The 25,678-nt window shown below is 41.3% G+C and carries 20 protein-coding genes; 11 read left to right on the top strand and 9 right to left on the bottom strand.

Translation table 11 applies throughout. From position 1 onward, the window contains the following. The first annotated feature begins 195 nt into the window (after positions 1–195). Together ACP14Y_RS11285 and ACP14Y_RS11280 are read left to right on the top strand one after the other, a co-directional pair. Entirely contained in the window at positions 196–522 is a 327-nt protein-coding gene (locus tag ACP14Y_RS11285; protein WP_424963064.1) for a PadR family transcriptional regulator, read from the top strand. Then, positions 519–3,116, top strand: coding sequence for an FtsX-like permease family protein (locus ACP14Y_RS11280; RefSeq protein ID WP_424963063.1), 2,598 nt, complete (start codon positions 519–521; stop codon positions 3,114–3,116). The genes ACP14Y_RS11285 and ACP14Y_RS11280 overlap by 4 nt, the downstream gene beginning before the upstream one ends. Here ACP14Y_RS11280 and ACP14Y_RS11275 read toward each other — a convergent pair. Together ACP14Y_RS11275 and ACP14Y_RS11270 are read right to left on the bottom strand one after the other, a co-directional pair. Beyond that, positions 3,094–4,329 carry a TCR/Tet family MFS transporter gene (locus tag ACP14Y_RS11275; RefSeq protein ID WP_424963062.1) on the bottom strand — a complete coding sequence of 412 codons (1,236 nt, stop codon included), beginning with the start codon at positions 4,327–4,329 and terminating at the stop codon, positions 3,094–3,096. The genes ACP14Y_RS11280 and ACP14Y_RS11275 overlap by 23 nt on opposite strands. A gap of 54 nt (positions 4,330–4,383) precedes the next feature. After that, positions 4,384–5,694 carry an MATE family efflux transporter gene (locus tag ACP14Y_RS11270; RefSeq protein ID WP_424963061.1) on the bottom strand — a complete coding sequence of 437 codons (1,311 nt, stop codon included), beginning with the start codon at positions 5,692–5,694 and terminating at the stop codon, positions 4,384–4,386. An 89-nt stretch (positions 5,695–5,783) separates the two neighbouring features. Here ACP14Y_RS11270 and ACP14Y_RS11265 point away from each other — a divergent pair, with 89 nt between their 5' ends. The 3 genes from ACP14Y_RS11265 (at position 5,784) to ACP14Y_RS11255 (ending at position 9,198) form a co-directional block, all read left to right on the top strand. Continuing rightward, positions 5,784–6,611: a polysaccharide deacetylase family protein gene (locus ACP14Y_RS11265; RefSeq protein ID WP_424963060.1), complete on the top strand. Its 828-nt coding sequence runs from the start codon at positions 5,784–5,786 to the stop codon at positions 6,609–6,611. Positions 6,612–6,737: 126 nt separating this feature from the next. After that, positions 6,738–7,292, top strand: a complete 555-nt coding sequence (locus ACP14Y_RS11260; RefSeq protein WP_424963059.1) for a hypothetical protein — start codon at positions 6,738–6,740, stop codon at positions 7,290–7,292. Positions 7,293–7,311: 19 nt separating this feature from the next. Continuing rightward, the gene (locus tag ACP14Y_RS11255) at positions 7,312–9,198 is read left to right on the top strand and encodes an ATP-binding protein (protein WP_424963058.1); all 1,887 of its coding nucleotides are present in this window, start codon (positions 7,312–7,314) and stop codon (positions 9,196–9,198) included. Here the strand turns inward: ACP14Y_RS11255 and ACP14Y_RS11250 are convergent, their stop codons facing one another. Together ACP14Y_RS11250 and ACP14Y_RS11245 are read right to left on the bottom strand one after the other, a co-directional pair. After that, positions 9,199–9,750 (bottom strand): NUDIX domain-containing protein, encoded by a 552-nt coding sequence (locus ACP14Y_RS11250; RefSeq protein WP_424963057.1) that lies wholly within the window; start codon positions 9,748–9,750, stop codon positions 9,199–9,201. Positions 9,751–9,840: 90 nt separating this feature from the next. Continuing rightward, positions 9,841–10,770: a hypothetical protein gene (locus tag ACP14Y_RS11245; protein ID WP_424963056.1), complete on the bottom strand. Its 930-nt coding sequence runs from the start codon at positions 10,768–10,770 to the stop codon at positions 9,841–9,843. Between the two features lie 61 nt (positions 10,771–10,831). Between ACP14Y_RS11245 and abc-f the strand changes: the two genes are divergently transcribed. The 3 genes from abc-f (at position 10,832) to ACP14Y_RS11230 (ending at position 15,694) form a co-directional block, all read left to right on the top strand. After that, on the top strand, positions 10,832–12,703 hold the full coding sequence (gene abc-f, locus ACP14Y_RS11240) for a ribosomal protection-like ABC-F family protein (RefSeq protein ID WP_424963055.1): 1,872 nt from the start codon (positions 10,832–10,834) through the stop codon (positions 12,701–12,703). 225 nt (positions 12,704–12,928) lie between these two features. Then, the gene (locus ACP14Y_RS11235) at positions 12,929–15,151 is read left to right on the top strand and encodes a TonB-dependent receptor (protein ID WP_424963054.1); all 2,223 of its coding nucleotides are present in this window, start codon (positions 12,929–12,931) and stop codon (positions 15,149–15,151) included. A gap of 264 nt (positions 15,152–15,415) precedes the next feature. Further along, positions 15,416–15,694 carry a hypothetical protein gene (locus tag ACP14Y_RS11230; RefSeq protein WP_424963053.1) on the top strand — a complete coding sequence of 93 codons (279 nt, stop codon included), beginning with the start codon at positions 15,416–15,418 and terminating at the stop codon, positions 15,692–15,694. Here ACP14Y_RS11230 and ACP14Y_RS11225 read toward each other — a convergent pair. The 3 genes from ACP14Y_RS11225 to ACP14Y_RS11215 all read right to left on the bottom strand — a co-directional run bounded on the left by ACP14Y_RS11225 (position 15,691) and on the right by ACP14Y_RS11215 (position 19,159). Continuing rightward, positions 15,691–16,680: an aldo/keto reductase gene (locus tag ACP14Y_RS11225; protein ID WP_424963052.1), complete on the bottom strand. Its 990-nt coding sequence runs from the start codon at positions 16,678–16,680 to the stop codon at positions 15,691–15,693. The genes ACP14Y_RS11230 and ACP14Y_RS11225 overlap by 4 nt on opposite strands. Positions 16,681–16,682: 2 nt before the next feature. Then, positions 16,683–17,258 (bottom strand): hypothetical protein, encoded by a 576-nt coding sequence (locus tag ACP14Y_RS11220; protein WP_424963051.1) that lies wholly within the window; start codon positions 17,256–17,258, stop codon positions 16,683–16,685. Positions 17,259–17,332: 74 nt separating this feature from the next. Next, positions 17,333–19,159 carry a YfbK domain-containing protein gene (locus ACP14Y_RS11215; RefSeq protein ID WP_424963050.1) on the bottom strand — a complete coding sequence of 609 codons (1,827 nt, stop codon included), beginning with the start codon at positions 19,157–19,159 and terminating at the stop codon, positions 17,333–17,335. Between the two features lie 679 nt (positions 19,160–19,838). Between ACP14Y_RS11215 and ACP14Y_RS11210 the strand changes: the two genes are divergently transcribed. Continuing rightward, complete coding sequence (locus ACP14Y_RS11210) at positions 19,839–20,402, top strand: RNA polymerase sigma factor (protein ID WP_424963049.1); 564 nt, start codon at positions 19,839–19,841, stop codon at positions 20,400–20,402. After that, on the top strand, positions 20,389–21,474 hold the full coding sequence (locus ACP14Y_RS11205) for an energy transducer TonB (RefSeq protein ID WP_424963048.1): 1,086 nt from the start codon (positions 20,389–20,391) through the stop codon (positions 21,472–21,474). Before ACP14Y_RS11210 ends, ACP14Y_RS11205 begins: the two co-directional genes overlap by 14 nt. On the opposite strand, the gene ACP14Y_RS11200 is transcribed toward ACP14Y_RS11205, so the two are convergent. After that, entirely contained in the window at positions 21,458–22,177 is a 720-nt protein-coding gene (locus ACP14Y_RS11200) for a LytR/AlgR family response regulator transcription factor (RefSeq protein ID WP_424963047.1), read from the bottom strand. The genes ACP14Y_RS11205 and ACP14Y_RS11200 overlap by 17 nt on opposite strands. Further along, on the bottom strand, positions 22,167–23,243 hold the full coding sequence (locus ACP14Y_RS11195) for a sensor histidine kinase (RefSeq protein WP_424963046.1): 1,077 nt from the start codon (positions 23,241–23,243) through the stop codon (positions 22,167–22,169). Before ACP14Y_RS11195 ends, ACP14Y_RS11200 begins: the two co-directional genes overlap by 11 nt. 222 nt (positions 23,244–23,465) lie before the next feature. Here ACP14Y_RS11195 and ACP14Y_RS11190 point away from each other — a divergent pair, with 222 nt between their 5' ends. Beyond that, positions 23,466–25,673, top strand: coding sequence for a DUF5916 domain-containing protein (locus ACP14Y_RS11190; protein ID WP_424963045.1), 2,208 nt, complete (start codon positions 23,466–23,468; stop codon positions 25,671–25,673). Positions 25,674–25,678: the final 5 nt, after the last annotated feature.

Below are 25,678 nucleotides of genomic sequence, written 5' to 3'. Positions count from 1 at the left end.
AGGTGGGTGTTTGGTGGACGATCAATGTAACACCCCTGTGGTCCCCTCAAGGGGACAATCACAAACAGATGATGATAAAATTTATTTTTTAAACAAATATTAAGTTTATTCGTATCGATATTTTAAACAAAAATTAATTTAATCGATTTTAGGTGCAACTTTCTGAAGTAGGCACCATCTTAAAACCAAAGAATTATGAATTTGCAACTTGGTACACTCGAAGAAATGATCCTCATTATCCTGCTAATGAAAGAGGAAACCTATGGGGTGGAAATTGCTAAGGAGTATAAAAGCCAGTTTTCACAAACCATCTCACTTCCGGCAATTCACGTGGTACTTAAGCGTCTGGAGAAAAAAGGGTTTGTGAATTCCAGAAAAGGAGAACCTACACCCGAGCGGGGCGGAAAAGGGAAGCGCATGTACCAGGCCACCAATAAGGGATATGAAACTGCTCAAAGCCTGCAACAAGCACGAAACGAGATTTGGAAAACCATTCCGAAACTGAATTTCAGCCTGGTATGAACAAGAGTCATCCTCCAAAATGGGCTTTGAGCCTTCTTGAATTTTTTCTGCGACCTGATTATGCAGATGAAATTCAGGGAGACATAACCGAAGCGTATTACTGGCGGATGAAGGAAGAAAGTCCCTTCAAAGCAAAAACAAAATTTATCCTGGAGGTGGTCCGATCACTCAAACCAACCAATCTCAAATCATTTTACCATTTATCGCTCAACACTATGATCTTTCGCAACTACATCAAAATCGCATTCCGATCGCTGCTAAAAAGAAAATCCACTTCTTTCATTAATATTTTCGGACTGTCCATCGGGGTGGCAGCCTTCATTTTCATCTACCTCTACACCCAACAGATCCTCACTTTTGATGACTTTCATCAGAATAAGGAACGGATTTTTTTGACCTATAAAGAGCGCATCACTCCTGATGGTACACAGGAAACATATGATACGTGGGTACCGATGAAAGCCAAGCTGGAAGAGACGTATGAACAAGTGGAGTCTGCTGTTCGAATCTATGAGACAGAAGCCAAAGTTATTAAGAACAATAGGTACATCGAAGAGGAAATTATCTACACGGATGAATCAATGTTAGAGGTGTTTACTTTTCCGCTCCTGCACGGAAATCCGAAAAGTATTTTCCCAAATAAGAACTCGATAGTGCTGAGTGTAGAAATGGCTAACAAATATTTTGGAAGGGATAATGCACTTGATGAAGAACTGGAGGTTTTTCTCCCAGATGAAGACACAACCTTCCGCTTCAGGGTTTCAGCGATCATGGCTAACCTTCCCGAAAACATCTCTTATCAGCCCGATTTGCTAATTGAAATGGAAGCTCTCCCCTTCTATGCGGACTTTGCAACAAACTGGAATAGTTCCTTTTTAGAAACATACGTTTTACTGAAAAATGCGACTGACGAAGCTTATCTGGAAGAGGAATTCCCTGAGCTGGTAGAATCCGTTTTTGGCGCAGAAACACGCGAAAACACCAACTTCAAACTGCTTCCATTGAACGAGTACTACGATGAGTTTATCGGGAGTAAAGCCAATGCCCGAACATTGCTTTGGATCGGCATTGGTATTCTTTTCATTGCCATTGTCAACTTCATGAACTTATCAACCGCTCAAGCCTCGAAGCGGGCGAAAGAAATTGGTTTGAGAAAAGTACTCGGAGCTTTCAAAGGACAGCTGCGCACACAGTTCGTCACCGAAGCATTTGTCATGTCGCTTTTTGCTACGCTTATTGGGGTTGGACTGGTGCTCATACTACTCCCTAGCTTCAATAACTTTTTCGAAGTTTCTATTTCACTGGAAATATTTTCTGTTTCCGAAACCATAACAATGATATTGGTCCTTGCAATTGTACTGGGTTTACTCAGCGGAAGCTATCCGGCATTCTATCTCTCTTCCATTGGAGCGATTGAGGTACTCCGCCAGCGGCTGGGTTTCGGAGGTACGAAATTCAGAAACGCCCTTGTTATCGTTCAGTTTTCCATTGCCTTGTTCCTCATTGCCGGTACCATCATCGTTCGCAATCAAATCAACTACATGACGCAAAAGGAGTTGGGGTTTGACTCTGAAGGCATCATGACTATTGCAGCATCGCCGAATGATTTCACAGATGGAGAAGCTGGGATGAATAAGATCAATACATTCAAAACTCAGCTTCAGAGCAAGTCTTATGTGAAAAAGATTACAAGTAGTCGATCAGTCCCTACATTTTGGACCCGAAGTTTTACGTTCGTGCGGCCTGATGAATGGACCGGTGATCCATTGCGTATGCGATATACCTTCCTCGATGCAAACTTCTTTGATACCTATGATATCGCCATTAAGCATGGAAGTAATTTCCTTCCTGATACGGAAGGAGACCAGCGCAACTCGGTTATTCTCAATGAAGCGGCTATGAAGGCTTTCCAATTTGATCCTAAAGATCAGAATGTTATCAAAGTCGGGGATAACAGACTGAATGTAGTTGGTGTTGTAGAAGATTTTCATTTTGAAACTCTCGAAAATGAGGTGGCACCCACACTAATGCTTCACAGAACATCCGAAAATGGTGCTCACAGAAATATCAGCCTCAAAATGGATATGTCCAACCTGATTGAGCGAATTGAGGAGATGGAAGAGATCTGGAATCAGCTCGGTTCCACCAGCGAATTCACTTACTCATTTATGGATGATCGAATCCAGACTATCTATGAAGAAGAGAAGCGCTACCTTGGAATGGTTACCCTATTTTCGGTTATCTCCATCGTAGTGGCGTGTCTTGGGTTATATGGGTTGACACTATTTATCATTGAGAAAAGGCGTAAAGAAATCAGTATCAGAAAAGTCCTGGGTGCTGAGGTAAGCACGGTACTTAAGCTGATCTTTAGTGACTTTACCAAATGGGTAGCGATAGCATTTATCATTAGTGTACCAATCGCGATTTATTTTGCTAATGATTGGCTGGACTCCTACTACTATCGAATTGATATTTCGTGGATCACATTTATTCTGGCCCTGGTGATCGTGCTAGCGCTTGTGCTCATTACGGTGGGATACCAATCAATAAAAGCAGCCTCTTCCAATCCGGTTAAGTACCTGAAGGACGAGTAGTCAACTGTTTGATTTTCACAAGAGAGATTCTCGCTATGAAAATACTTAAAATGGCGATGGCCGTACCCACAATAAAAGGTGCACCGGGGAAATAGATGTCATTTTCGGGGTTGGTGTAATACCTGAAAATTCCTGTCATCAGTAATGGCCCCACTATTGAAGTAAGGGTCATAATGCTTGTGATACCTCCCTGTAGCTCGCCTTGTGCATTCTTCGGAACCTCACTTGTCATGATGGATTGCAGAGATGGTCCGGCTAAACCTCCAAAAGCATATGGAATAATTACCAGATAAACCATCCATCCATACGGCACCAATCCCATCATCAAAAGTCCGAAAGCATTGAAAATAAATCCGGTGTATACAGCATTAACCTCTCCAATCTTTTTGACGATAGGCCCGACCAATCCCCCCTGAACAATAGAGACCATGATTCCTACAAATCCTAACGACAACCCAATATCCAATGGTGTCCATCCGAATTTTTCATCTGTAAAATAGGCCCAGTTGGTATGCGTGGCATGAGCTGCCACGTAGATGAAGAACAGGCTAATGACTAACCCAACAATCTTTTTGTAGCTAAAAATCTGTTTCAAGGTGCCAAATGGATTGGCTCGCTTCCAGGTAAAGGGTCTTCGATCTTCTTGATGCAGCGATTCCGGAATGGCAATTATCCCGTAGAACATATTTAAAAACGCCAAACCTGCCGCTATCATAAAAGGTATGCGCGTTCCAATCTCCCCAAGAAATCCTCCCAAAGTAGGACCAATCACAAACCCCAAACCGAATGCAGCTCCAATCATCCCGAAGTTCTTAGCTTTATTCTCCGGTGTACTAATATCTGCGATATAGGCATTGGCTACCGTGATGCTACTTCCACATACACCAGAGATCATACGCGCGATGTACAGCCAGATTAGGTTTGGAGCAAAAACAATGATGAGATAATCAAGTCCCAATCCAAAGAGTGCCATAAGTAAAAGTGGCCTCCTCCCAAACTGATCACTAAGTCCTCCTAGCACAGGTGCAAAAAAGAATTGCATGATAGCATAAGTGGCGATCAGCGTTCCTCCAATAAAAGAGCTCTCACTTGTGTTAAGACCTGAGACTTCCATGAGAAGCTGAGGTAAAACCGGAATAATCAAACCAATCCCGATGATATCAATCAGGACGGTAGCAAAAATGAAAATGAGGGCAGCTTGTTTTTTTCTCACTTGATATGCTGTTTATCGCCGGCCAAATATCGACAAATATTCAGTGCTTCAGTGTTAAACAAATTTGATCTTCTTAGACAATCGATTAAATCTCCAGATGTGTAAAATACCAGAGATTGTTAGTCCGAGGGATAACCCATACCACATTCCCTGAACTCCATATCCACCATGAAAAGCAAACCAATATCCAATCGGAATCGCGATTAACCAATACGCAATAAACGTGACGATTGTAGGTATTCTAACATCTGTTAGTCCACGTAATACACCAAGTCCAACCGCCTGAATACCATCTGAGATTTGGAAAGCAGCAGCAATAACCAACAAAGAGGCGGCTGTTGTCCTTACAGCCGAATCTTCTATGTACAGGGCTGGCAATACATTTCGCAATAGAATAAAAGTGAGTCCGCAAATGGCCATGAATAATGTCACCATTCCAAAAGAAGAAAACCCAGCTATCCGCAGGTTCCTTCTGTCTTTCAATCCCATTTGATTTCCGATTCGAATGGTGGATGCAGCGGCCAATCCTGTGGCAGCCATGTAGCTTATTGCCGCGAGATTCAAAGCAATATTGTGAGCAGCTAAAGCTTCAGCACTTATCCACCCAACCATGATTGCGGCAGTTGCAAAAGCACCTACTTCGAAGACATACTGCATGCCTGAGGGTAAACCTATTCTAAGTAATTCTTTTATTCCCTTCCAATTATACTTCCATTCAAAACCGGCAATCTTTCCTTTTACCCACCAGATCATCACAGAAAACATGATGATACGTGCCATGAGGGTAGCATATCCGGCTCCATTCAGACCCAATGCCGGTGCTCCAAGTTTTCCATATATGAGCATGTAGTTAAAAAAGACATTGAGCAGATTGGCAAAAACAGATACAATCATAGGGCTGAACGTGTCTGAAAGACCTTCAGCATATTGTCTGAACGTTTGAAAGATCATTAGCGGTATCAATGAACCGCACATAATGATGAGATAGGGGCCGGCAGCCGCTGCAACTGGAGCCTCCTGACCAAAGTACCCCAGAAAATGGCTACATACGTATCCCAATCCAAACAGAATGAGTCCTAAGCCTAAATTCATAAAGAATCCGTTTTGCAAAAATCCTAGCAGCTTGGATCTATCATGAATATCGGTAGCTGCTACCTTCGGCGTAATGGCATAGCTCACCCCTATGCCAAAAAGCATGAGTATGTGGTAAATGGTACCTGCAAAAGTAGCTGCAGCAAGGGGAATAACGCCCAAACGTCCTACCATCACACTATCAGCTACGCCTACCATTATGTGACCCAATTGGCCAATCACCACAGGCAGTGCAAGCACAATGTTTTTTTGTAAATGTTGTTTAAGGGTCATGCCTTATTTTCGTTGAGGGCGCAAGGTAGTATCTTCGATTCTTATCCAACAGCACATCCTTTACACGTTTACTATTTGTCTACCAAAAAATGAAAAATCTACTTCTAATAGTATCAATACTTACACATTCATGTCTGGCTCAACAGGTTGCTATCACTTTAGATGACTTGCCCTTCGGCTACTCTGCTGGTATGTCAGACAGTATGAAGATCGCATCAACAAAAAGAATCCTAACTATTCTTGAAGAATTTGATATCAAATCCATGGGTTTTGTGACATCCGGTAACATGTCGGAAGAAAACCAGGTGATACTTAATATGTGGCTTAAAAAAGGTCATGATTTGGGTAATCACACCCATCGTCACTACAATTTCAATGAAGTGTCGGCTGCTAAATACATAGCAGATATTGACTCATGCCGACTGCTCGCCGGTAAATGGTTAACAACTAATTACTTCAGGTACAGCATGCTCAGGCGAGGCAATACCGAGGAGAAAAGGGACTCTGTTTATTCTCATTTAGAAAAACTGGGGTATACCATCGCACCAGTTTCCATCGATAATAATGAGTGGATTTATAATCGGGATTACAGTCGTGCACTCAGGAACAATGATGAGGAGAAGATGATAAAAATAGGGAACGAGTATATCGAACACATGAAGGAGATTTCCCTCAAATATGAAAAAATGGGTGTTGAATTAACCGGAAGAAGTGTCAGGCACATTCTATTGCTCCATGCAAATCCAATTAATGCCAAATATCTTCATGTGCTGCTGGGGTGGTATAAAAGTGAAGGATGGGATTTTGTTACACTTCAAGAGGCCATGAAAGATTCTATCTATGTCTCCAATAAAGATTTTGTCAGTGATTATGGTTGGTCTCAAATTGATAAGATTCAAAAATCAGGCAAGAAATAAGCATTTCTTTTAACACTTTGAAATTCTGTCGGAGTTTTTGTTGAGTTCATCTAATGATCATTCAAAAACATTATCAATTGATAAAGTATATAATATATTGGTCTTCTCAATTTAAACCACCTTTATATGAAGACCTTCAAGGTTAGGCAACTAGCGCTAATATTTTCACTTCTATTTATTGCTTGTCAGGAAGATTCAATTGTTGAATCTGACGAACTAGACCAAGACATGATTGCAGCGTCTGAGCTGGCAGATGAATACCTAAAATCCGAAAAAGGTAGGTTTGAAGATTCTGATAAGTCAATTACGGTTCTAAAGTACACTGATGGAAAACTGATGTTTGACACAAATACTGATGATTTCAAAGGATATCAGGAAGTTGAAGAAACCTCAGTTACAGCTGTTGTAGAACCTGGCGATTATATTTTCTGGTTTGCTGGTATTGGATTGTCAGAGGTTGATGAAATTGATTTTGATGAACCTTCCCAGGAAATTCTAGGGGATCTACCAGTTGATTTTATTCCCCAAAAAATGTGGATAATCCGTATACCGCCAAATACCACCCAAAATTCACTGAAATACGATATTGTTTATGTACCGGAAGGTTCAAATACAAGTATCAGACTTGATCCTAAAATCAAAGTGGGAGGCCAGGACGATGAGTCTGGCGAGGGTGAATAAGTTGGTTAACTAGCCAATCATGAAAACTTACAAACCACTACTATCACTAACCTTCAGCTTGCTGATTTGTATCCTTGGTTTTTCTCAAAACCAATTGAAAGCAGATAGTATAATGAAGGAAATCGAAAAAGGTATTATGACTCCAAGTCAAGAAATGGAGGCATATTTTCGATTATCAACCCATACCATAGACCCTGATGAAATCCTGAAGCATAGTGAGTTCCTACTTGATCTGGCTAATAAAAATAAAAGCCAAGAATACCGCATAAAATCCTATATGCAAATGGGAATTGCACATCGACTTATGGGTAATCTGGAACGTGCAATTGAATCTCTCTTCAAAGGAGCAGATGAAGCTACGGGTAAAGAACAACATAAGAGAACATTAGGTGAAATATATGCTGAAATCTCAACCTGCTATACGCAAAATGGAGACTCAGAAAATGCTCTTTACTACGGCTCCAAAACAATTGATTTGTTGAGGGAGCTGGGCAAAAAACAACCGCTGGCATTAAGTCTCTTAAACTATGGCTATGATTACTATTTGATAGGTAATTATGACTCAGCAATGGCCTATTACAATGAAGCTGAGCCAATCCTAAAACAGCTGAACTTTGAATTGGGGGTTGCCTATATCATAGGAAATCGGGCGTTAGTTTATTGGAAGCAAGGAGAAAGAGAAAAAGCCAAAGAAGATTTGTTCTCGGCTATTGATATGCTGAATCCGATGGGCGATAAGTATGGAATGGCCGACTATTATAATCAGCTAGGCAATATTTATCTTGAAGAAGGGGTTGAAGATGAAGCGATCAAACATACGTTGACCGGCCTTAACATGGCACAGAGTGTCGGACTGAAAGAACAAGTTCGAGACGCCTCGAATCTTCTATTTAAGCTGTACAATAAACGAGGTAATCTGGAGGAAGCCATCAAGTATCAAACCCAGTATTACGCGTACAAAGACAGCATCCAGAATCTAGAAACCACTCAAAGGTTAGGGGACATGCGGACAGAGTACGAGGTTGGCCTCAAGCAAGCTGAGGTTGATCTTTTGTTGGAGCAAAAAAGAAATAATCAAATCATCATCATTACTGGTGGAATTTTACTTGTCGCATTTATCTGTTTGGCCATCATTGTTTACGTGTCTTTTAAATCAAAAAACAAACTCAGTAAACAACTAGCAAAACAGAAAGATGATCTTGAAGTCTTGAATCATACGAAAGACAAGTTCTTTTCTATTATTTCTCATGACCTAAGAGGGCCTGTAAATACACTCGGAGGTTTAGTGACTGTATCTCAAATGTATTTGAAGGGGGGTAACCCAGAGGGTGTGAAAGGAATGGTAGATCAAATGAGTGATTCTGTGGATCGAATTACGAAATTGCTTGATACCCTGTTAAAGTGGGCACTACAGCAAAGAGGTCACTTTCCCTACGTCCCTGAAAAGTTAGATTTAGATACACTGGTCGAGGATGTTATTGGAATGTTTCAGGATAATGCCAAGTCTAAAAATATTGAGCTAAAATTTGAATCAGACCAAACCCAACAACTTTTGGTAGACAAAAATACCACCTCAACCATCCTAAGAAACTTAGTGAATAATGCAATTAAGTTTACTAAGAAAGGTGGTCATGTGAAAGTTGTTGCGAAACCAGATAGCGATCGAGAATTTTGTGTAATAAAGGTCTCTGACGATGGAGTGGGGATTCCCAAAGAAAAGCTGGAAAGACTGTTCAATCTTGATGACTCTATCTCAACTAAAGGCACCTCAGGAGAAAGAGGACTTGGGCTGGGATTACAACTTGTAAAAGAGTTCGTGCAACTCAATAAGGGTGAAATCGAAGTTGAAAGCAGTCCTGATAAAGGAACCACTTTTACAATCAAATTGCCTTTGTTTAAAGGTTAGTTAATCGATTTTCAACATTCGATCTAATCGGTAAATAGCGGCTAGACTTAAACTATCAGTAATCTCTCCATTGTCACACATGGCAACTGCCTCTTTAAATGGTAGCTTCCAAATTTTCAGGTCCTCTGTCTCTTCAAATTCAGTTTCACCTTCGGTTAACTCTTGAGCCAAAAAAGCAATCCCGGTTTCATCAGTTACTGAGTTAGAGGTGTGTATTCGACAGATCTCTGTCCATTTGTTGGCGGAAAGTCCTGTTTCCTCTTTGAGTTCTCTTTTGGCAGACGCTAAAATTGGAATATCCAACGGTCCTCCGCCCATCGGAATTTCCCACGAATATTCATCCAACGTGTATCGATACTGTCCTACCAACCAGGTGTTTTGATCTTGATCGAGCGGAACAATCCCAAGGGCCCAATTTTTATAATGCACTTTTCCATAGAGGCTTTTGCCACCTCCCGGATTGGTTACATCATGTTCTGTCAATGTGATCCAGGGATTGTCATATATGATTTTGGAAGAATGGGTGATCCAGGGGTTTTTGTTTTCATTCATATTATCAAAAGTAAACACCCCTGTAGTCCCTTAAGGGACATTGAAACTTTAAAATAACGTTGTACTGCTTTTAAGGGGGCTAGAGAGATGTTATTCCACTCCCAATCCCAACTCCTTCCTGATCTCGCGATCCTTGTTGCTATTCTTTCCCCAATAAGCAGATTTAATAGTATTTATTCTTTTTGCCTTTGTGGTTAACCTTTCCGGATTACCAAATCCACTTAAATAGGTCTCTTCCCAACCGAGAATAGTAAAAGGAGACTCCTGCTCATAGTAAATCGACAGCTTGCGGTTTTCGTATTGCAGTATGTAAATACTGTGTGGATCATCTGAAAACTCAGATGTGTGCACGTCCAATTTCGAAGCAACAGCCATTTGTGGCTTTGATTCGTGATGCCTCAACCGCAGGTAGAAAGTAGATGGAAAGATTTCGATCTCTCCAGTTGGCAGATTTCCCGGGCCAAATTTGAGCCTCGTCCATAATTCATCTTCTAATAGGACATTCGGTACTGTAACATCCACATCGCCTTCAGATTCAAAGTATGAAAACCCTCTAAGTCGATAATTCTCATCATCTAAATTCAATTGCATCCAGGTATGTCCGCACCACTCCTGCGAGGAAGTGGTTACTTTAAAAGGATCCAGATATTGATCGTACGAAACAGGCGTAAACGTACTCATCATCATGGAGTATGGGTAAATACCTGTCAGGAACTTCTTGGTCATATTCAATTTCATCACACTTACATTGTCTTCACCCGCATCTCGCCAGTCATCCAATTTAACTTGCTTACTTCTTGAAAATGGCTCTGTAACGAACACAAGTACTGCCTCTCCAGAATGAATCTCTCCATATCTTGCCTGTTCCAGTTTGTAGCTTGTGATTTCAGCATCCCCAGCGTACCAGTAGTCATTGAAATCACTTGGTTTTTCAACAGCCACACTTTTTGTTTCTTGTGAGTTTGATGGAGCACATGCTACTAGTGAAATAATCACTACTGAAAATATTATTTGCTTCATAACCTATATAAAACCAAATACCGTTGAATTGTTCCAATGATGGAGTGGCTACTTTTGCTGCATGAATTATCTATCGGTAGAGGAGCTTAGTAAGAGCTATGATGAAAAGAAGCTCTTTGAAAATATTACGTTTGGGCTAGACCAGGGGCAGAAAGCCGCCTTGGTTGGGGTAAATGGCACAGGTAAATCCACCCTAATGAAAGTGATTGCAGGCATTGAACCTCCTGATAAAGGCATTGTCTCCTTCCGAAAAGGTCTCACTGTTTCCATGCTTCTTCAGCATCCTGATTTCAACCCGGATGACACCATTCTTGAGGCGGTCTTTTCTGAAGATAAAGAAGAGCTCAATGTCATTCGAGACTATGAATTGGCGATGTATAAGACCGAAACTGATCCCGAGAATGCCCCCGACCTCTCTCCTATTTTGGAAAAAATGGATGCCCTCAATGCCTGGGAGTATGAGCATCAAATCAAAGGGCTGCTTGGAAAACTAGGCATCCACAACCTGGATCAGAAAATGAAAGATCTGTCGGGTGGACAAAAAAAGCGTGTAGCACTCGCTCAGGCATTGGTCGTAAATCCGGATTTCCTCATTTTAGATGAACCTACCAACCACTTGGATCTCGCACTGATCGAGTGGCTGGAAAACTACCTGGCAACTGCCAATCTCACGTTGCTGATGGTGACGCACGACCGGTACTTTCTAGATCGTGTGACCAATGAAATCCTAGAGATTGATCAGGGAAAAATCTACCGATACAAAGGCAACTACAGCCAGTTTTTGGAAAAGAAGGCTGAGCGGATGGAGATGGAAGCGGCTAGCGTGAGCAAAGCCAAAAATCTTTTCAAAACGGAGCTGGAATGGATGCGTAGGCAACCGAAAGCTCGGGGTACCAAGGCGAAATATCGGGTGGATGCTTTTCAGGATGTAAAGGCCAAAGCGCACAGTGAGGTACACACCCAAAAAATGGAGGTAAACCTTAAAGGTGAACGTCAGGGGAAAAAAATTCTAGAATTAGAACATGTGAGCAAATCCTATGATGAACTAAAGCTCATCCACGATTTTAGTTATGTATTTAAGCGCAGAGAAAAAATCGGCATCATCGGCCCGAATGGGGTGGGTAAGTCTACTTTTCTGAATATCCTGTCTCAGCAAATCAAGCCTGACTCAGGAACCATTGATGTCGGCCAGACCACCAAATTTGGCTACTACACGCAAGATGAAACCATCTTCGATCCGAATAAAAAGGTAATTGATATTGTGAAAGAAGTGGCCGAATACATCCAGCTAGAAGATGGTTCAAAAGTGTCAGCCTCCCAGCTATTGAACCAGTTTTTATTCCCCCCCAAGATGCAGCACAACTTTGTGGGCAAGCTAAGCGGTGGAGAAAAGAGAAGACTTCAGCTACTACGTGTCTTGATGGCGAATCCCAACTTCCTTATCTTGGATGAGCCAACTAATGATCTGGATATTACCACACTGAATGTGTTGGAAGACTATCTTCAAAATTTTGCCGGCTGCCTAATGATCGTATCGCACGACAGGTATTTCATGGATCGGCTAGTGGACCACCTCTTCGTTTTTGAAGGGAATGGAAAAATCCGAGATTTCCCAGGAAATTACACGGACTATCGTGAAAAAGAGGGAGTACCGGTTGCAGAACTAATCCCTAAAAAAAAGGAACAGCCAAAAGCTGAACCTGCAAAAGAAAAGGAAAAGAGCTTACGCAAACTCAGTTATAACGAACAGCGAGAGCTCGACCAACTGGACAAAGAGATTCCTGCACTGGAGCAAAAGAAGAAAGAGCTTCAAGATGCAATGAATACCGAGACCGAATACGAAAAACTTCAAGATCTAAGCAATCAGATCAAAACCATCGAGAAAGAACTTGAAGACAAGGAAATGAGATGGTTGGAGTTAAGTGAAATCTAAGATTTCTCATTACAGATTCGTGTTTTAGGCTTTTACACCTACCTTTACACCACAAACAAGGGGTGCCGATTGCCAAGACGATAAATGTCTTGACAGGGCTGAGATCATACCCATGACCTGATCCGGGTAATGCCGGCGTAGGGAGCGGCTTAAAAGCCAGTATGATAACCAATGGTGGGAAGTCCCCGCTTTCCGTATGGTTAAATGTTTTAATTTTTTATCAACATGAGAGTTTTATGTTTGTCAGCTGTAATGCTGCTGGCAGGTTTTGCGTATTCGCAAGACAGTTTAAAAACACAGGAATTGGACGATGTGATCGTTTACGCCACAAGAGCAAATGAAAACACACCAACCACCTATTCCGAAATTTCCAAAAAGGAAATCGAGGACGTAAATCTGGGACAGGACTTACCCATTTTATTAAATCTATCTCCGTCGCTAGTCACCACCTCAGACGCAGGTGCAGGTGTGGGATATACAGGGCTTAGAATTCGTGGTAGTGATGCCACACGCATTAACGTGACCATCAATGGCATCCCTGTGAATGACTCAGAATCGCATGGCGTCTTTTGGGTTAATATGCCCGATTTGGCTTCATCAGTAGATAATATCCAAATTCAACGAGGAGTTGGCACTTCTACTAATGGTGCAGCAGCATTTGGTGCTACGGTAAATCTTCAGACCAATGTGCCGTCCAGAGAAGCGTATGCTGAAGTGAATAATAGCTTTGGATCATTCAACACACGCAAGCACACTTTGATGTACAATACCGGCTTGTTAAATAACAAATGGTCATTTGAGTCCAGATTGTCAAAAATCTCTTCAGATGGATACATCGACCGAGCAGAATCAGACCTTCAATCATACTTCCTTTCTGGTGGCTATTATGGCGATAAAACGATCATCAAAGCTTTAGCCTTTGGTGGAAAAGAAGTGACTTATCAAAGCTGGTTTGGAACACCACAAGCTGTATTGGAAAACGATCGAGACGGAATTGAGGAAGTAATTAGCAATAATGGCTACTCAGAAGAACAGGCAGAGAATATTCGTACAGCAGGCAGAACATTCAACTACTATTTGTATGAAAATGAGGTGGACAACTATAAGCAAGATCACTACCAGTTGCATCTTTCTCATCAGCTGAATGATGAATTGACTGTGAATGTGGCTGGTCATTATACGTATGGACGTGGGTATTTCGAGCAGTACCGAAATGAGGATGATTTTGCTGATTATGGCCTGGAAAATGTAGTATTGGGAGATACCACCATCACATCTACTGACCTGATCAGAAGAAGATGGTTAGATAACGACTTCTACGGCACGACTTTCTCTTTTAACTACCTGAAAGATGATCTGGACATCACTTTTGGTGGTGCATGGAATAAATACGATGGAGATCACTTTGGTGAGATTATTTGGGCTCAATATGCAAGCAACAGTGACATCAGGTACCGATATTATGATAATGTAGGTTTGAAGACTGATTTTAATGCGTACCTGAAGACCAACTATCAATTGAATGACATTAACCTATTTGCTGACTTGCAGGTGAGAAAGATTGATTATGAAACAGTAGGCATTGATAGTGATTTACGAGCGATCAATACCGGCGATGATTATACTTTTTTTAACCCGAAAGTTGGAGCGACCTACACGTTGAATCAAAGTTCAAATGTATATGCCTCTTTTGCCATTGGCAATCGAGAACCTGTACGAAACGACTTCATTGATGCCCCCAATGGAATAACGCCAAAGCATGAAACACTTAGAAATCTTGAAGTTGGCTATCGAAAATTTGGACAGGACTTTAGCTTTCAGGCCAATTACTACCTGATGGATTACGAAAATCAATTGGTGCTGACCGGAGAGCTAAATGATGTGGGCTCTAACGTAAGGCAAAATGTTCCGGATAGTTACCGAATGGGTATTGAGCTGGTAGGAGCCTATCAATTCACCGATCAATTGCGATGGGATGCTAACCTGACTTTGAGTCGAAATAAGATTGAGAATTTCACTGAGGTTATTTATAACTATGGGCCTGCCTGGGATGAGTTCAATATAGAGGAGACACAATATAAAGACACAGACATTTCGTTCTCTCCGAATGTAATTGGAGGAAGCCAATTGGCCTACACACCTTTTGATGGATTTGAAGCTGCATTGCGAAGCAAGTATGTTGGGAAGCAATATCTTGATAATACCAGCAATGATGAAAGAAGCATTGATCCATACTTTATCAATGATTTGAGGCTGAGCTATAATTTCTCTGCTGCCTCAATTGAAAATATCAACATCAGTTTACTTGTTAACAATATGTTGGATGTTAAGTATTCATCAAATGGATACACTTTTGGCTATGCTGCCGGAAGCTATGTTGTTAGAGAAAATTATCTCTACCCTCAGGCTGGTAGGAATTTTCTTTTGGCTTTAAATCTGAGATTCTAAAAGAATAATAATAAAACTCCTTAAATCCCCTCTTCAGGAGGGGTTGGGTCGGACCGCCGAAGCGGTGGGTTTGCAAAAATGTTTTCTTAATTCAATTTTCTTCAAAATGACAACTTTATAATTATCCATCTCATCCTCCTCCGAGGAGGAGACTATAAGAGTTATTTTGAAAAAAAAATTGATATTCACTAAATCAACAAATATCATACGGTGCGATGCTTAATATCATAGGTATCGCTCCGTGTGAAAACTTACTTTGGGAGCATGAAAAATCTCACTGTTCTCAAGGTTGTATCTATTATTCACATTCTTTTGACCACCCTGTGGTCTCTTTGGTTTTTCAATGAATTAAATGACGGCAAAGGCTGGGGCATGCTCTTCAGCGTGGGTTTACTTGCCATTGGAATAATCGGACTAGTTGTTAGCTGGATGTTAGGAGTTATCTGCAAAACAGTTAGTCAGGAACAGCCAAAAAGAATCCAAAATCTAATAGAGGTTGCTTTAGTTGCAGGATTTATCGTTTTTGTAGCGATTACCTATTAAACATCGTGATCAATGATCACTTTCTCCATCTCATAATTAATGGTATTGATTTCCTCTTCTGATAGCTTAAAACTCATCGATTTTGCATTTTCTTCTGCCTGTTTAGCATTTCTTGCACCCACCAAGGCGGCAGTAATCCCTTCTCTTTGTACCGTCCAATTGATCACCATTTGAGCTAATGTCACCCCATGGTCATCTGCAATCGGTTTGATCTGATCCAAAAAAGCGTTGGTTCTGGATCGGTTCGGTTCTTTGAAAAACTTATTATCTGCCCGATGATCATCTCCCTTAAATTCATGATCTGACTTGATCTTTCCTGTAAGCAATCCGCGTTGCAGTGGGCTGTAAGCAAGAATCCCCACTCCTTCTTCCAAACAGTAGGGAATGATGTCTTTCTCAATCTTTCTGTAAATCATACTATATGGCGACTGGGTTGATGCAAGGTCAATTACCTGGTCCGCCTCCTTCATCAGCTCTACTGTATGATTTGACATCCCAATCGCCCTGATTTTTCCCTGCTGCTGTAGCTCTTTCAGCGTCTCCATCGTCTCCTCAATTGGCGTTGTGGCATCCGGGCGATGAATCTGATAGAGATCAATGTAATCTGTACCCAGCCGCTTGAGGCTATCTTCCACCTCTTGCATAATGCCGTCTCTTCCTGCATAGGCATGGGTCTTTCCACCATCAGTGGTCGGAAATTGATATTCACCTTTTTCTGTCTTCCAGTTGAAGCCAAACTTGGTCAGGATCTCCAGTTTATCCCTTCCAATTTCTTTGATTGCTTTCCCAACCAATTTTTCACTATGACCAAATCCATAAACGGGTGCTGTATCAATGGACGTGATACCCATATCATAGCTTTTCTTCATCGCCTCCAGCGCATCCTTATCTTCATTGCCACCCCAGGCCTGCCCACCAATGGCCCAGGCACCAAATGCGATTGGGGAGATATATAGGTTCGATTTTCCTAGTTGTACTTTTTTCAAAACTATTCGTTATTTAAGATCATACGTATCCCAAAGTTTACATTTGAAGCATTTAAACTAGCACCAAATGATTCAGTAGCAAAGTCTCCATTATCGCTCTTCTGTACCTCCTTCGAATATGAGATAGCCCCTACACTTGCCACGACGGACCACTTATTTGTAATAAAATAATGAAGGCGTGGACTGATACCAATTCTAAAACTACTTATATCACTATCCCCTGCAGGATCATTCCCTTTCCCAAAACCAAAACTGCCGGAGATAATTGGAGCAAAGTATATTTTAGAATTCAGTTCAAATAATTTCTCGTATGCCAAAACCAACGATACGATATTCTCTTTCGAAGAGGTGTTCGAAAAATTCTGTTTTTGTCTTTCATAACGAAATCCTCCATAGAAGACCTGATTTTCTGTAATTGAAAATCCAACCAATGGTTGAACAAAAGAAAATGAAGAACTTCCATTACTATTGAAATCGGAATAAGAAAAGCTTAGGTCTATTACTTTGGCCCCATCTTTTATTTGAGCAAAGCTCCAGACCGATGCAATCGTAAAAATTAAGGTAAATAAATGTCTCATAAGGGTTTTTCTTTACAAGGATACAAAAAAGGCGAGGAATGATTCCTCGCCTCAGGACTAAACTGAAACCACTACTATTGTGGGCTCATGCTTTTTGATAAGTCTACCAGATCAATAAACTCTGCCCGATAACCAAATTCATCCTGACCTTTGGCTGATTTCGCCAAACTCAAAACTTCTGCATAAGTCAAGTCACCTTTGAATTCAGAGTCTCTTAAAAGCATTCCAAATCCAGCCACAGCCATCGACCAATCCAGATTGTTGCTGGACTTTCTAATTTCGTTTTCAACCACTTTGGAAATCAGCTTACTCTTCGCGCCATCAGGCTCCTTATAGCGAAATTTTACGGTTAGCAACTCGTCAGTTGAGCTGGTCACTTGCTGGTCATTCGATTGATATTTCAGTGGATCAATGTCATTTACAAAATCACTCTCAACTCCTACTGGAATGATCTCATAGAGGGCCGTCACGGTATGTCCACTTCCCAGCTCACCTGCATCCTTTTTATCATCGTTGAAATCCTCATCATTTAGTAACCGGTTTTCATAGCCAATCAATCGGTACGCCCGAACCACAGCCGGATTAAACTCAACCTGAATTTTTACATCCTTAGCAATAGTAAACATGGTGCCCCCGAACTCATTCACCAATACTTTCTTCGCTTCCTTCATGGTATCGATGTAAGCATAGTTTCCATTTCCTTTATCGGCCAAGATCTCCATTTTCGAATCCTTGTAATTACCCATTCCAAAGCCCAGAACCGTCAGAAATATTCCATCTTCTCTCTTTTCTTCGATCAATCGCTCCATTGAAGCATTGCTGCTCGCCCCAACATTAAAGTCCCCATCAGTTGCCAAGACTACCCGGTTATTTCCACCTTCTACAAATTGCTCCTTTGCAAGCTTGTATGCCAGGTTGATTCCCGCTCCGCCTGCAGTAGAACCTCCGGCCTGCAACTTATCAAGTGCCTCCATGATCTTCTTCTTATCATTTCCATCCGTTGGTTCAAGTACCACACCGGCTGCCCCGGCATACACGACAATAGAAACTTTATCCTGAGGACGCAGCTCATTTACCAACAACTTGAAGGCCGACTTCAGTAGTGGCAACTTATTCGGAGCACTCATAGATCCGGATACATCCAGCAGAAACACGATATTCGAGGCAGGTAGATTTTCCAGTTCAATCTTTTTTCCTTGAAGTCCGATCTGAGCAATTAAATGATCTTCATTCCATGGCGCTCTGGCCACTTCTGTATTTATTGAGAATGGATCTTTCCCCGTTGGGTTTTTATAATCATAGTTGAAGTAGTTGATCATTTCTTCAATACGTACTGCGTCTTTCGGCGGCAGTTGGCCATTATTTATAAACCTCCTCATGTTGCTGTAAGAAGCCGCATCTACATCGATTGAGAATGTAGATAAAGCATTATCTAACACCTTCTTAAATCCATTTTCATGGATGGTTGCATATTCTTCGGTATTGTGATATTGCCCCTTATCGTAATATGGCGGAGCATAACTCATAGACATGTTGCCTGCACCCTTAGCCAGTTTGCTTCGCTGCATCATGGGACGGCTAACGGCATCCTCTGCTACAACTATCTCTTGTAATTCTAGCTCTACTGCTTCGATTGTGACATCCAAAACCTTGACTTTCCCTACTTTCACTTCTTTCGCCTTAAACCCTATGAGTGAAAAAACAAGGATTGATTTTTCGCTTGCTACCTCAATCGAGTAAAAGCCATTTACATCCGTTGTGGTACCTGTATTGATGCCTTTGATACTCACCTTTACTCCAGCGAGCGTCTGCCCGCTTTCATCATACACGGTTCCGTTTACATATCTGGCATTAACATTGAGCGCCAGTATCATTGAGAAGATCATTATTAGAGATTTCATATCATTTTTCGTTTGATTTGACATTGGGATGCAGGCATGAATGAGATTCCATAAAAATTTTTTATTTTTTTCTGAGCAGTAGGACTTAATCCATGTGTCATCTCGACCAGGGGGAGAGATATTTACTTCCAAGATTTTTTGACATAAAGTAAAGATTTCTCGCTCTGCTCGAAATGACATAAAAGGAAGCGACATTCGTTCTTGTCATCTCGACTGAAAGGAGAGATATTTACTAGAGTTGAGGAATCACAACTACTTTGTTTATATAACTACCAATCCTGCACGAACTGTAGTTTACGTAGGAATGACTAACGATTTACCAACCACTTCTCCAACATTATGAAAACCGAGGTAAAAGCAAAACATGGGCTGGTAGGTACTATTGCTACAATTTGGTTTGGTGTGAAAGACACCAATATGTAGCTAATGCAATTGACAGGGAACATGAGATAAAAAAGTGGCGAAGAAGTAAAAAGAATCAGCTGATTGAGTCAATGAATCCAAATTGAAAATTTTTAAATGAAGAGATTGGAGCTTGGGATTATTTAAATAACAAGTAAAGATTTCTCGCTGCGCTCGAAATGACATAAAATGGTCTAGACAATGTCATCTCGACTGAAAGGAGAGATCTTTACCTCATTATGTACCATTAATTTTGGAGGGATTCTCCTTAGTTGAAATGTCAACAAAAAAAGACATATCATCCACAGACGAATTGCAGCTTCGTTTTTACCGAAACACGGGAAATCAAGAGGTAATAGGTAAGTTATACAACAAATACATGCACCTGATCTATGGTTTGTGTCTGAAGTACCTGAAAAATAGAGATGATGCGCAAGATGCGGTGATGTCGATCTATGAGCAACTCAGCGAAAAGCTCTTAACCACAGAGGTCCAACATTTCAAAAGCTGGCTTTATATGGTGAGCAAGAATCACTGCCTCATGGAGCTTCGAAAAAAGAATCCGGAGATTCATTCCGAAGTTTTTATGGAATCCGGTGAGGACATGCATCTTAATAACGAGAAAGTAAAACTGGAAGAAGATCTGGTGGCACTTGAAGCTTGTATCGAAGAATTAAAAAGAGAGCAGCGCAACTGTGTCAAGCTCTTTTTCCTTGAAAAGAAAAGCTATCAACAGGTGAATGAAGAAACCGGGCTTGATTTGAAAAAGGTGAAGAGTCACATTCAAAATGGAAAGCGTAACTTGAAAATGTGTCTGGAAAGCAAGAATGTCAAAGGATAAAAACCATAGCGAGCAGTTTGAACGGTATCTGAAAGGTCAGATGAGTCCGAAAGAAGCGCATGCTTTTGAGCGTGAGATATTGGATGATCCGTTCGCTCAGGAGGCATTGGAGGGGATGGAATCGCAGGATCCAGAAGTCATTTTTAGTGACCTTAAATATCTCAAAAAGCATATTTCGAAAAAGAAAAACAGCAGGACAGTTTGGTTGCGTGCTGCTGCCATGATTGCCATGTTGGTTGTGGGTTCCATCGCTGTTTTCTATCTATTTACAGACGTTGAGCAATCACAACTTGCTTCAGGGGAAGAGGCTGCATTACCACTGGATTCAACTTCATTGGAGATTGAGGACCTTAAGGAGGAAACCATTGCTGAGGTGACGAATGAAGTCAAACCCGATTTTGACACGGATGGATTAAAAGTCGAAGATGAGGATGCAGAGATAGTTGAAAATTATTTGGCTGAGAATGAGTCCACAGCACCCGAGGAAGACCCCAGTATAAGCGCTGATGCAGAGTTGGCATTATCTAAAACGGAAAATATTGAAATAACTCCTCGGCTCGAAAGAAAAAGAGAAACTATCCAAATGGCTGAAACCGACGCTTTAGATCAAGTTGTGACTGAACCATCTGCTGATGAAATGATCGTATTGGAGGAAGCTGTGCCGGCGCAGGCATTTGTTGCTAAGAAGAAAATGGCTGTCAAAGAAAATGAAGTCGGAGGAGCAGTAGCCCGATCAGTTGCAAGAAGTGGTGGTGAGATAAATAATGAGGCTTATACTCCACCAAGACCATTAATAGGTGACAGTCTTTATCAGCAATATTTAAGAGAAGAGCAAAACTATCCTGAAACTGCGAAGCAGAATAAGATTGAAGGGGAGGTAATACTAAAACTAGCGATCAACGAAGAAGGCCAAATCACCGATATTAAAGTAGATAAAAGCCTGGGTTATGGTTGTGATCTGGAAGCGATTAGGTTAGTTGAAGAAGGACCAGAGTGGAATGCAGCTGTAGCTAACGAGATTCAAATTTCAGACACTGTTCGAGTGAGTGTTCAATTCAAGCTTCCTCGCTAATCAGCTTCATTACCTCGGATTTATAGCTTCTTCCTATTGGAATTTCGGTCCCTCCTACCTCAATATATGTACTACTATAGGCAGATATCTTATGGACAGACACAATGTATGACTTATGCGCTCTCACAAAACAGTCAGAAGGGAGTTTTTTCTCCAGATAACTGATTTTCTGAAGCGAAACGAGTTCTTTTCCATCTGCGGTTTTAACCCTTACATAGTCCTTTAGACTTTCAATGTAGGTAATGTCTTTGAGATATACTTTCACCATTTTTCGATCCACCTTCAGGAAAAGAAAAGGGTCCGTTTCTTCTATCGAATCGGTTTGTATCAATTGGCTATCTTGTGATTTTTCATTCAACACCACCTTATTCACCGCCATTATGAACCGATCAAAAGCAATTGGTTTTAAGAGGTAATCCACCACATTGAGCTCATAGCTTTCCACGGCATATTCACGATATGCTGTCGTAAAAATCACCTTCGAGGTGGGGTTTAAAGCTTTCATAAATTCAATGCCGGTCAGTTTAGGCATCTGAATATCAAGAAACAACAAATCAACCTTTTCCTTTTTCAAAACTTCAAATGCTTGCACCGCGTTGCTGCATGTACTCACCAACTCAAGCGAATCCACACGATCAATGTACGATTGAAGGACCTCAATCGCCAATGGCTCATCGTCGACTATCAAACATTTAATCGGCATTTGTTTTCAACTCTAATGTGAGGACGATCAAAAAGGAATCAATTGAATCATGCATTTCTAATTTGTGTTTTTCGGGATATAGCAATTCCAATCGTCTCCGCACATTCTTCAGCCCAATCCCTTGTTTGTAGTTGAACTGATCATCTCGTCCATCGTTCTTGCTTTTGCTATTCTCTACCTTCAAAACCAATCGCTCCTCTTTAAGCTCCAGATCAATACTTACCCAGGCTTCATCCATTTCCTCACTCACCCCATGCTTAAAACTATTCTCCACAAAGGGCAAAAGCATTAATGGAGCTACCCGTTTGCTGCCTGCCTTTCCCAGAATATTGAAAGATATATTCAGCCTGTCACCATATCTAATTTTTTCCAGCGCGATGTAATCCTTCAACAGCTTCACCTCTTTCTCAATCAACACCTCATCAGCCGCACATTCATACAGCATGTAATTGAGGAGATCGGAAAGTTTTAAAACCACCTCAGGAGCATCTTTTGATTTTTTTAACGTGAGGGCGTAAAGGTTGTTGAGTGTATTGAACAGAAAGTGAGGATGTACCTGTGCCTTCAGGAAGTTTAGCTCCGCCTTAAGCTTCTCCTCCACTAGCTGTTGATTAGATTTTTGCTCTTTGTACCAGTATTTAAACCATTTAATGACAATGGCTAATACCAGTACCGGATAGATTTTTGTAGTGCTTTTAAGTATTTTGCTATAATTAAGAAGGTAAGGTTCATAGCTATCATTTGCCCAAAAAAGAGGCTTTTGCACAATGACATAATTGAACCACCCAAAGGCACTAAACATTAGAATAACTAAAATGATATAGGTTGCAAATTCAATGTAACGATCCTTGAAGAGGAACTTGGGCATCAAGTAATAAAGTGTGAAATAGACCGCTGGAATTTGAACAACCGCATCAGTGAGCAGGATAAGGTATTGACGTCCATAATCTTCCTCAAAGCTTCCGTACACCAATGCAAAAAAGCTGATAAATACCACCCAGAATACCAGGTGCCATAATATCCGTGGAGGTTTGAATAAAATATCTTCCAGCTTTGGTCTATTCATAACTATGCCTAAACGCTCAAACTTATTAATTCCGTTTCAAAAAAGGACTGCACTCGACAAACAACCATTCACCTCTCCTGAACAGCTCTTTTTTCCAGCCAACAGGCACATCATGCCAATCTGTAGTTATTGAGAATGAAAAAAATGCAGTTTAGCTAAAAAGGACTTCATAAGGCAACCAAGTGTGGTAGCACGGGTATAGGGACTCAAACCCAACTACTCATGATGAAAGTCATTCAACTTCTCATTGCACTCATTCTGGCAGTCCAAATTAGTGCTCAAGACACCCGTGAAAACTTTCGATATTCGATCGTTAAAACCGACAAGCTTATTACAATCGATGGTGCTGACAATGATGAGGCCTGGTCAGCCATTGCAGATATTCCATACTTCATTAATCACTGGCCATCAGATTCGGGGCAGGCTGACGCTTTGACAAAAGTGAAAGTGACCTACGATGAAGAATTTATGTATGTGCTGGTGACATGTTACGACAATGGTAGTCGGGTAGTACAATCCCTTCGAAGAGATGATGATGATGGCCATTGGAACAGTGACAATTTTACACTTGTCATCGACCCGATGAATAACAAGCAGAATGGATTCATGTTTGGGGTGAATGCAGGAGGATCACAAATTGAGGCCCAACTAAACCTGGATGGTGCCTGGACTCGCTATGATCAAAACTGGGATAATAAATGGTATTCTTCGGTTGAAAACTATGAAGATCATTGGCTTGTGGAGATGGCTATCCCCTTCAAAACACTTCGGTATTCACCGAATCAATCAGAGTGGGGGATCAACTTCATCAGGGGAGATATGGAGCGAAATGTCTACTCCACCTGGACTCAATTTCCCCTTAATTACGGGGGAATAGATTTGAACTTTATGGGTACGCTGGATTGGGTAGAAAACCCAAAAAAAGCTTCAGGTAAAGTCGTTTTGATCCCCTATGTAGCAGGCGGAACACAGCGAGACTTTGAGGAATCAGAGCAAAGAAGCTATCAAAAAGCCTCTGATGTGGGAATGGATGCCAAAGTAGCCATCACAGGCTCGCTGAATCTTGACCTCACAGTAAATCCTGATTTTTCCAACGTGGATGTTGACCAGCAAGTGACCAACCTATCCCGGTTTAGTATTTTCTTTCCCGAACGAAGGAATTTCTTTCTCGAAAATGGAGACATCTTCTCCAACTTTGGCTCCTGGCAAATTAGCCCATTCTTTTCCAGACGAATCGGGCTGCAAGATGGAGAGCAAGTTCCGATTCTATACGGCGCACGTCTATCGGGCAATATTTCAAACAAAACACGTGTTGGACTTTTGAATGTTCAAACACGAGAAATTGATTCTATTTCATCACAAAACTATTCAGTAGCTGCTTTCCATCAGCAAGTACTTGATCGGTCTGTCATCAAAGCGATCTTCATAAACAGGCAAGCAGGAAATACCGAACTGGATAGTGAATACGCAAGAAACGGAGGGCTTGAGTTTGCATACCTGTCTAACAACGGGAAGTTTGGAAACACTTTCCGATTTCATACAGCAACTACACCCGAAAAGCTTGACGACAACCACTTCTATGGTTTCGGAGGCAATTACAATGGAAGAAGTCTTCGTTCAGGGTGGACCTTTGATGTGGTGGGGAAAAACTACATTACGGAACTAGGGTTCAATCCCAGAATAGAAAACTACAATGCTGTTACTGAGGAAACGGAACGAAAAGGATATACAAGAATAAACCCCTGGGTTGTGTATCGGTTTTTTCCAAAATCAGGAAGCCTAAACCAGCATGGTCCTAGGACGTGGCACATGGTGTGGTTGAATCGTGATGGGTCAGGGTTGAATGAACGTTCACATGGATATGCGTACGACTTCAACTTTAAAAACACCTCGTCCATTAGGCTGCAAGCACAAGACAGAGAAGTCAATTTACCTGTACCCACTTCCCTGATCGGGGATGATTTTACACCATTACCAGTAGCAAACTATCATTTTGCAACCTATTGGATCAATTACAACACGGATAGAAGAAAGCGTTTTGGAATGGACTTCCAACTTCAATATGGTAAATTTTTCAATGGTACACGTTGGAATACTGCCAGTACCCTGAATTTTCGCACACAGCCATGGGGCAATTTCAGTGTGACATACAACTATAACAAAGTGGAGCTTCCGGGAGAATATGGTCAGGCAAACCTCCATCTTTTTCGAGCCAATGCACAGGTCAGCTTCACCAATGCCATGTTTTTAACATCTGCAATCCAATTCAATTCGCAGAACGAGAACTATAACTTCTTCACCCGATTTCAGTGGAGATACAGACCCATGTCAGACCTGTTTTTGGTCTACACTGATAATTACGAGATGGATGGTTTGGGTTTAAAAAACCGTCAAGTTGTGTTCAAAGCTACCTATTGGCTGAACTTGTGATGAAT

The organism is Ekhidna sp. (assembly GCF_965247405.1).
Classification (GTDB): Bacteria; Bacteroidota; Bacteroidia; order Cytophagales; family Cyclobacteriaceae; genus Ekhidna.
The sequence above is the reverse complement of the archived record's forward strand: the minus strand, read 5'-3'. Positions and strand labels throughout refer to the sequence as shown.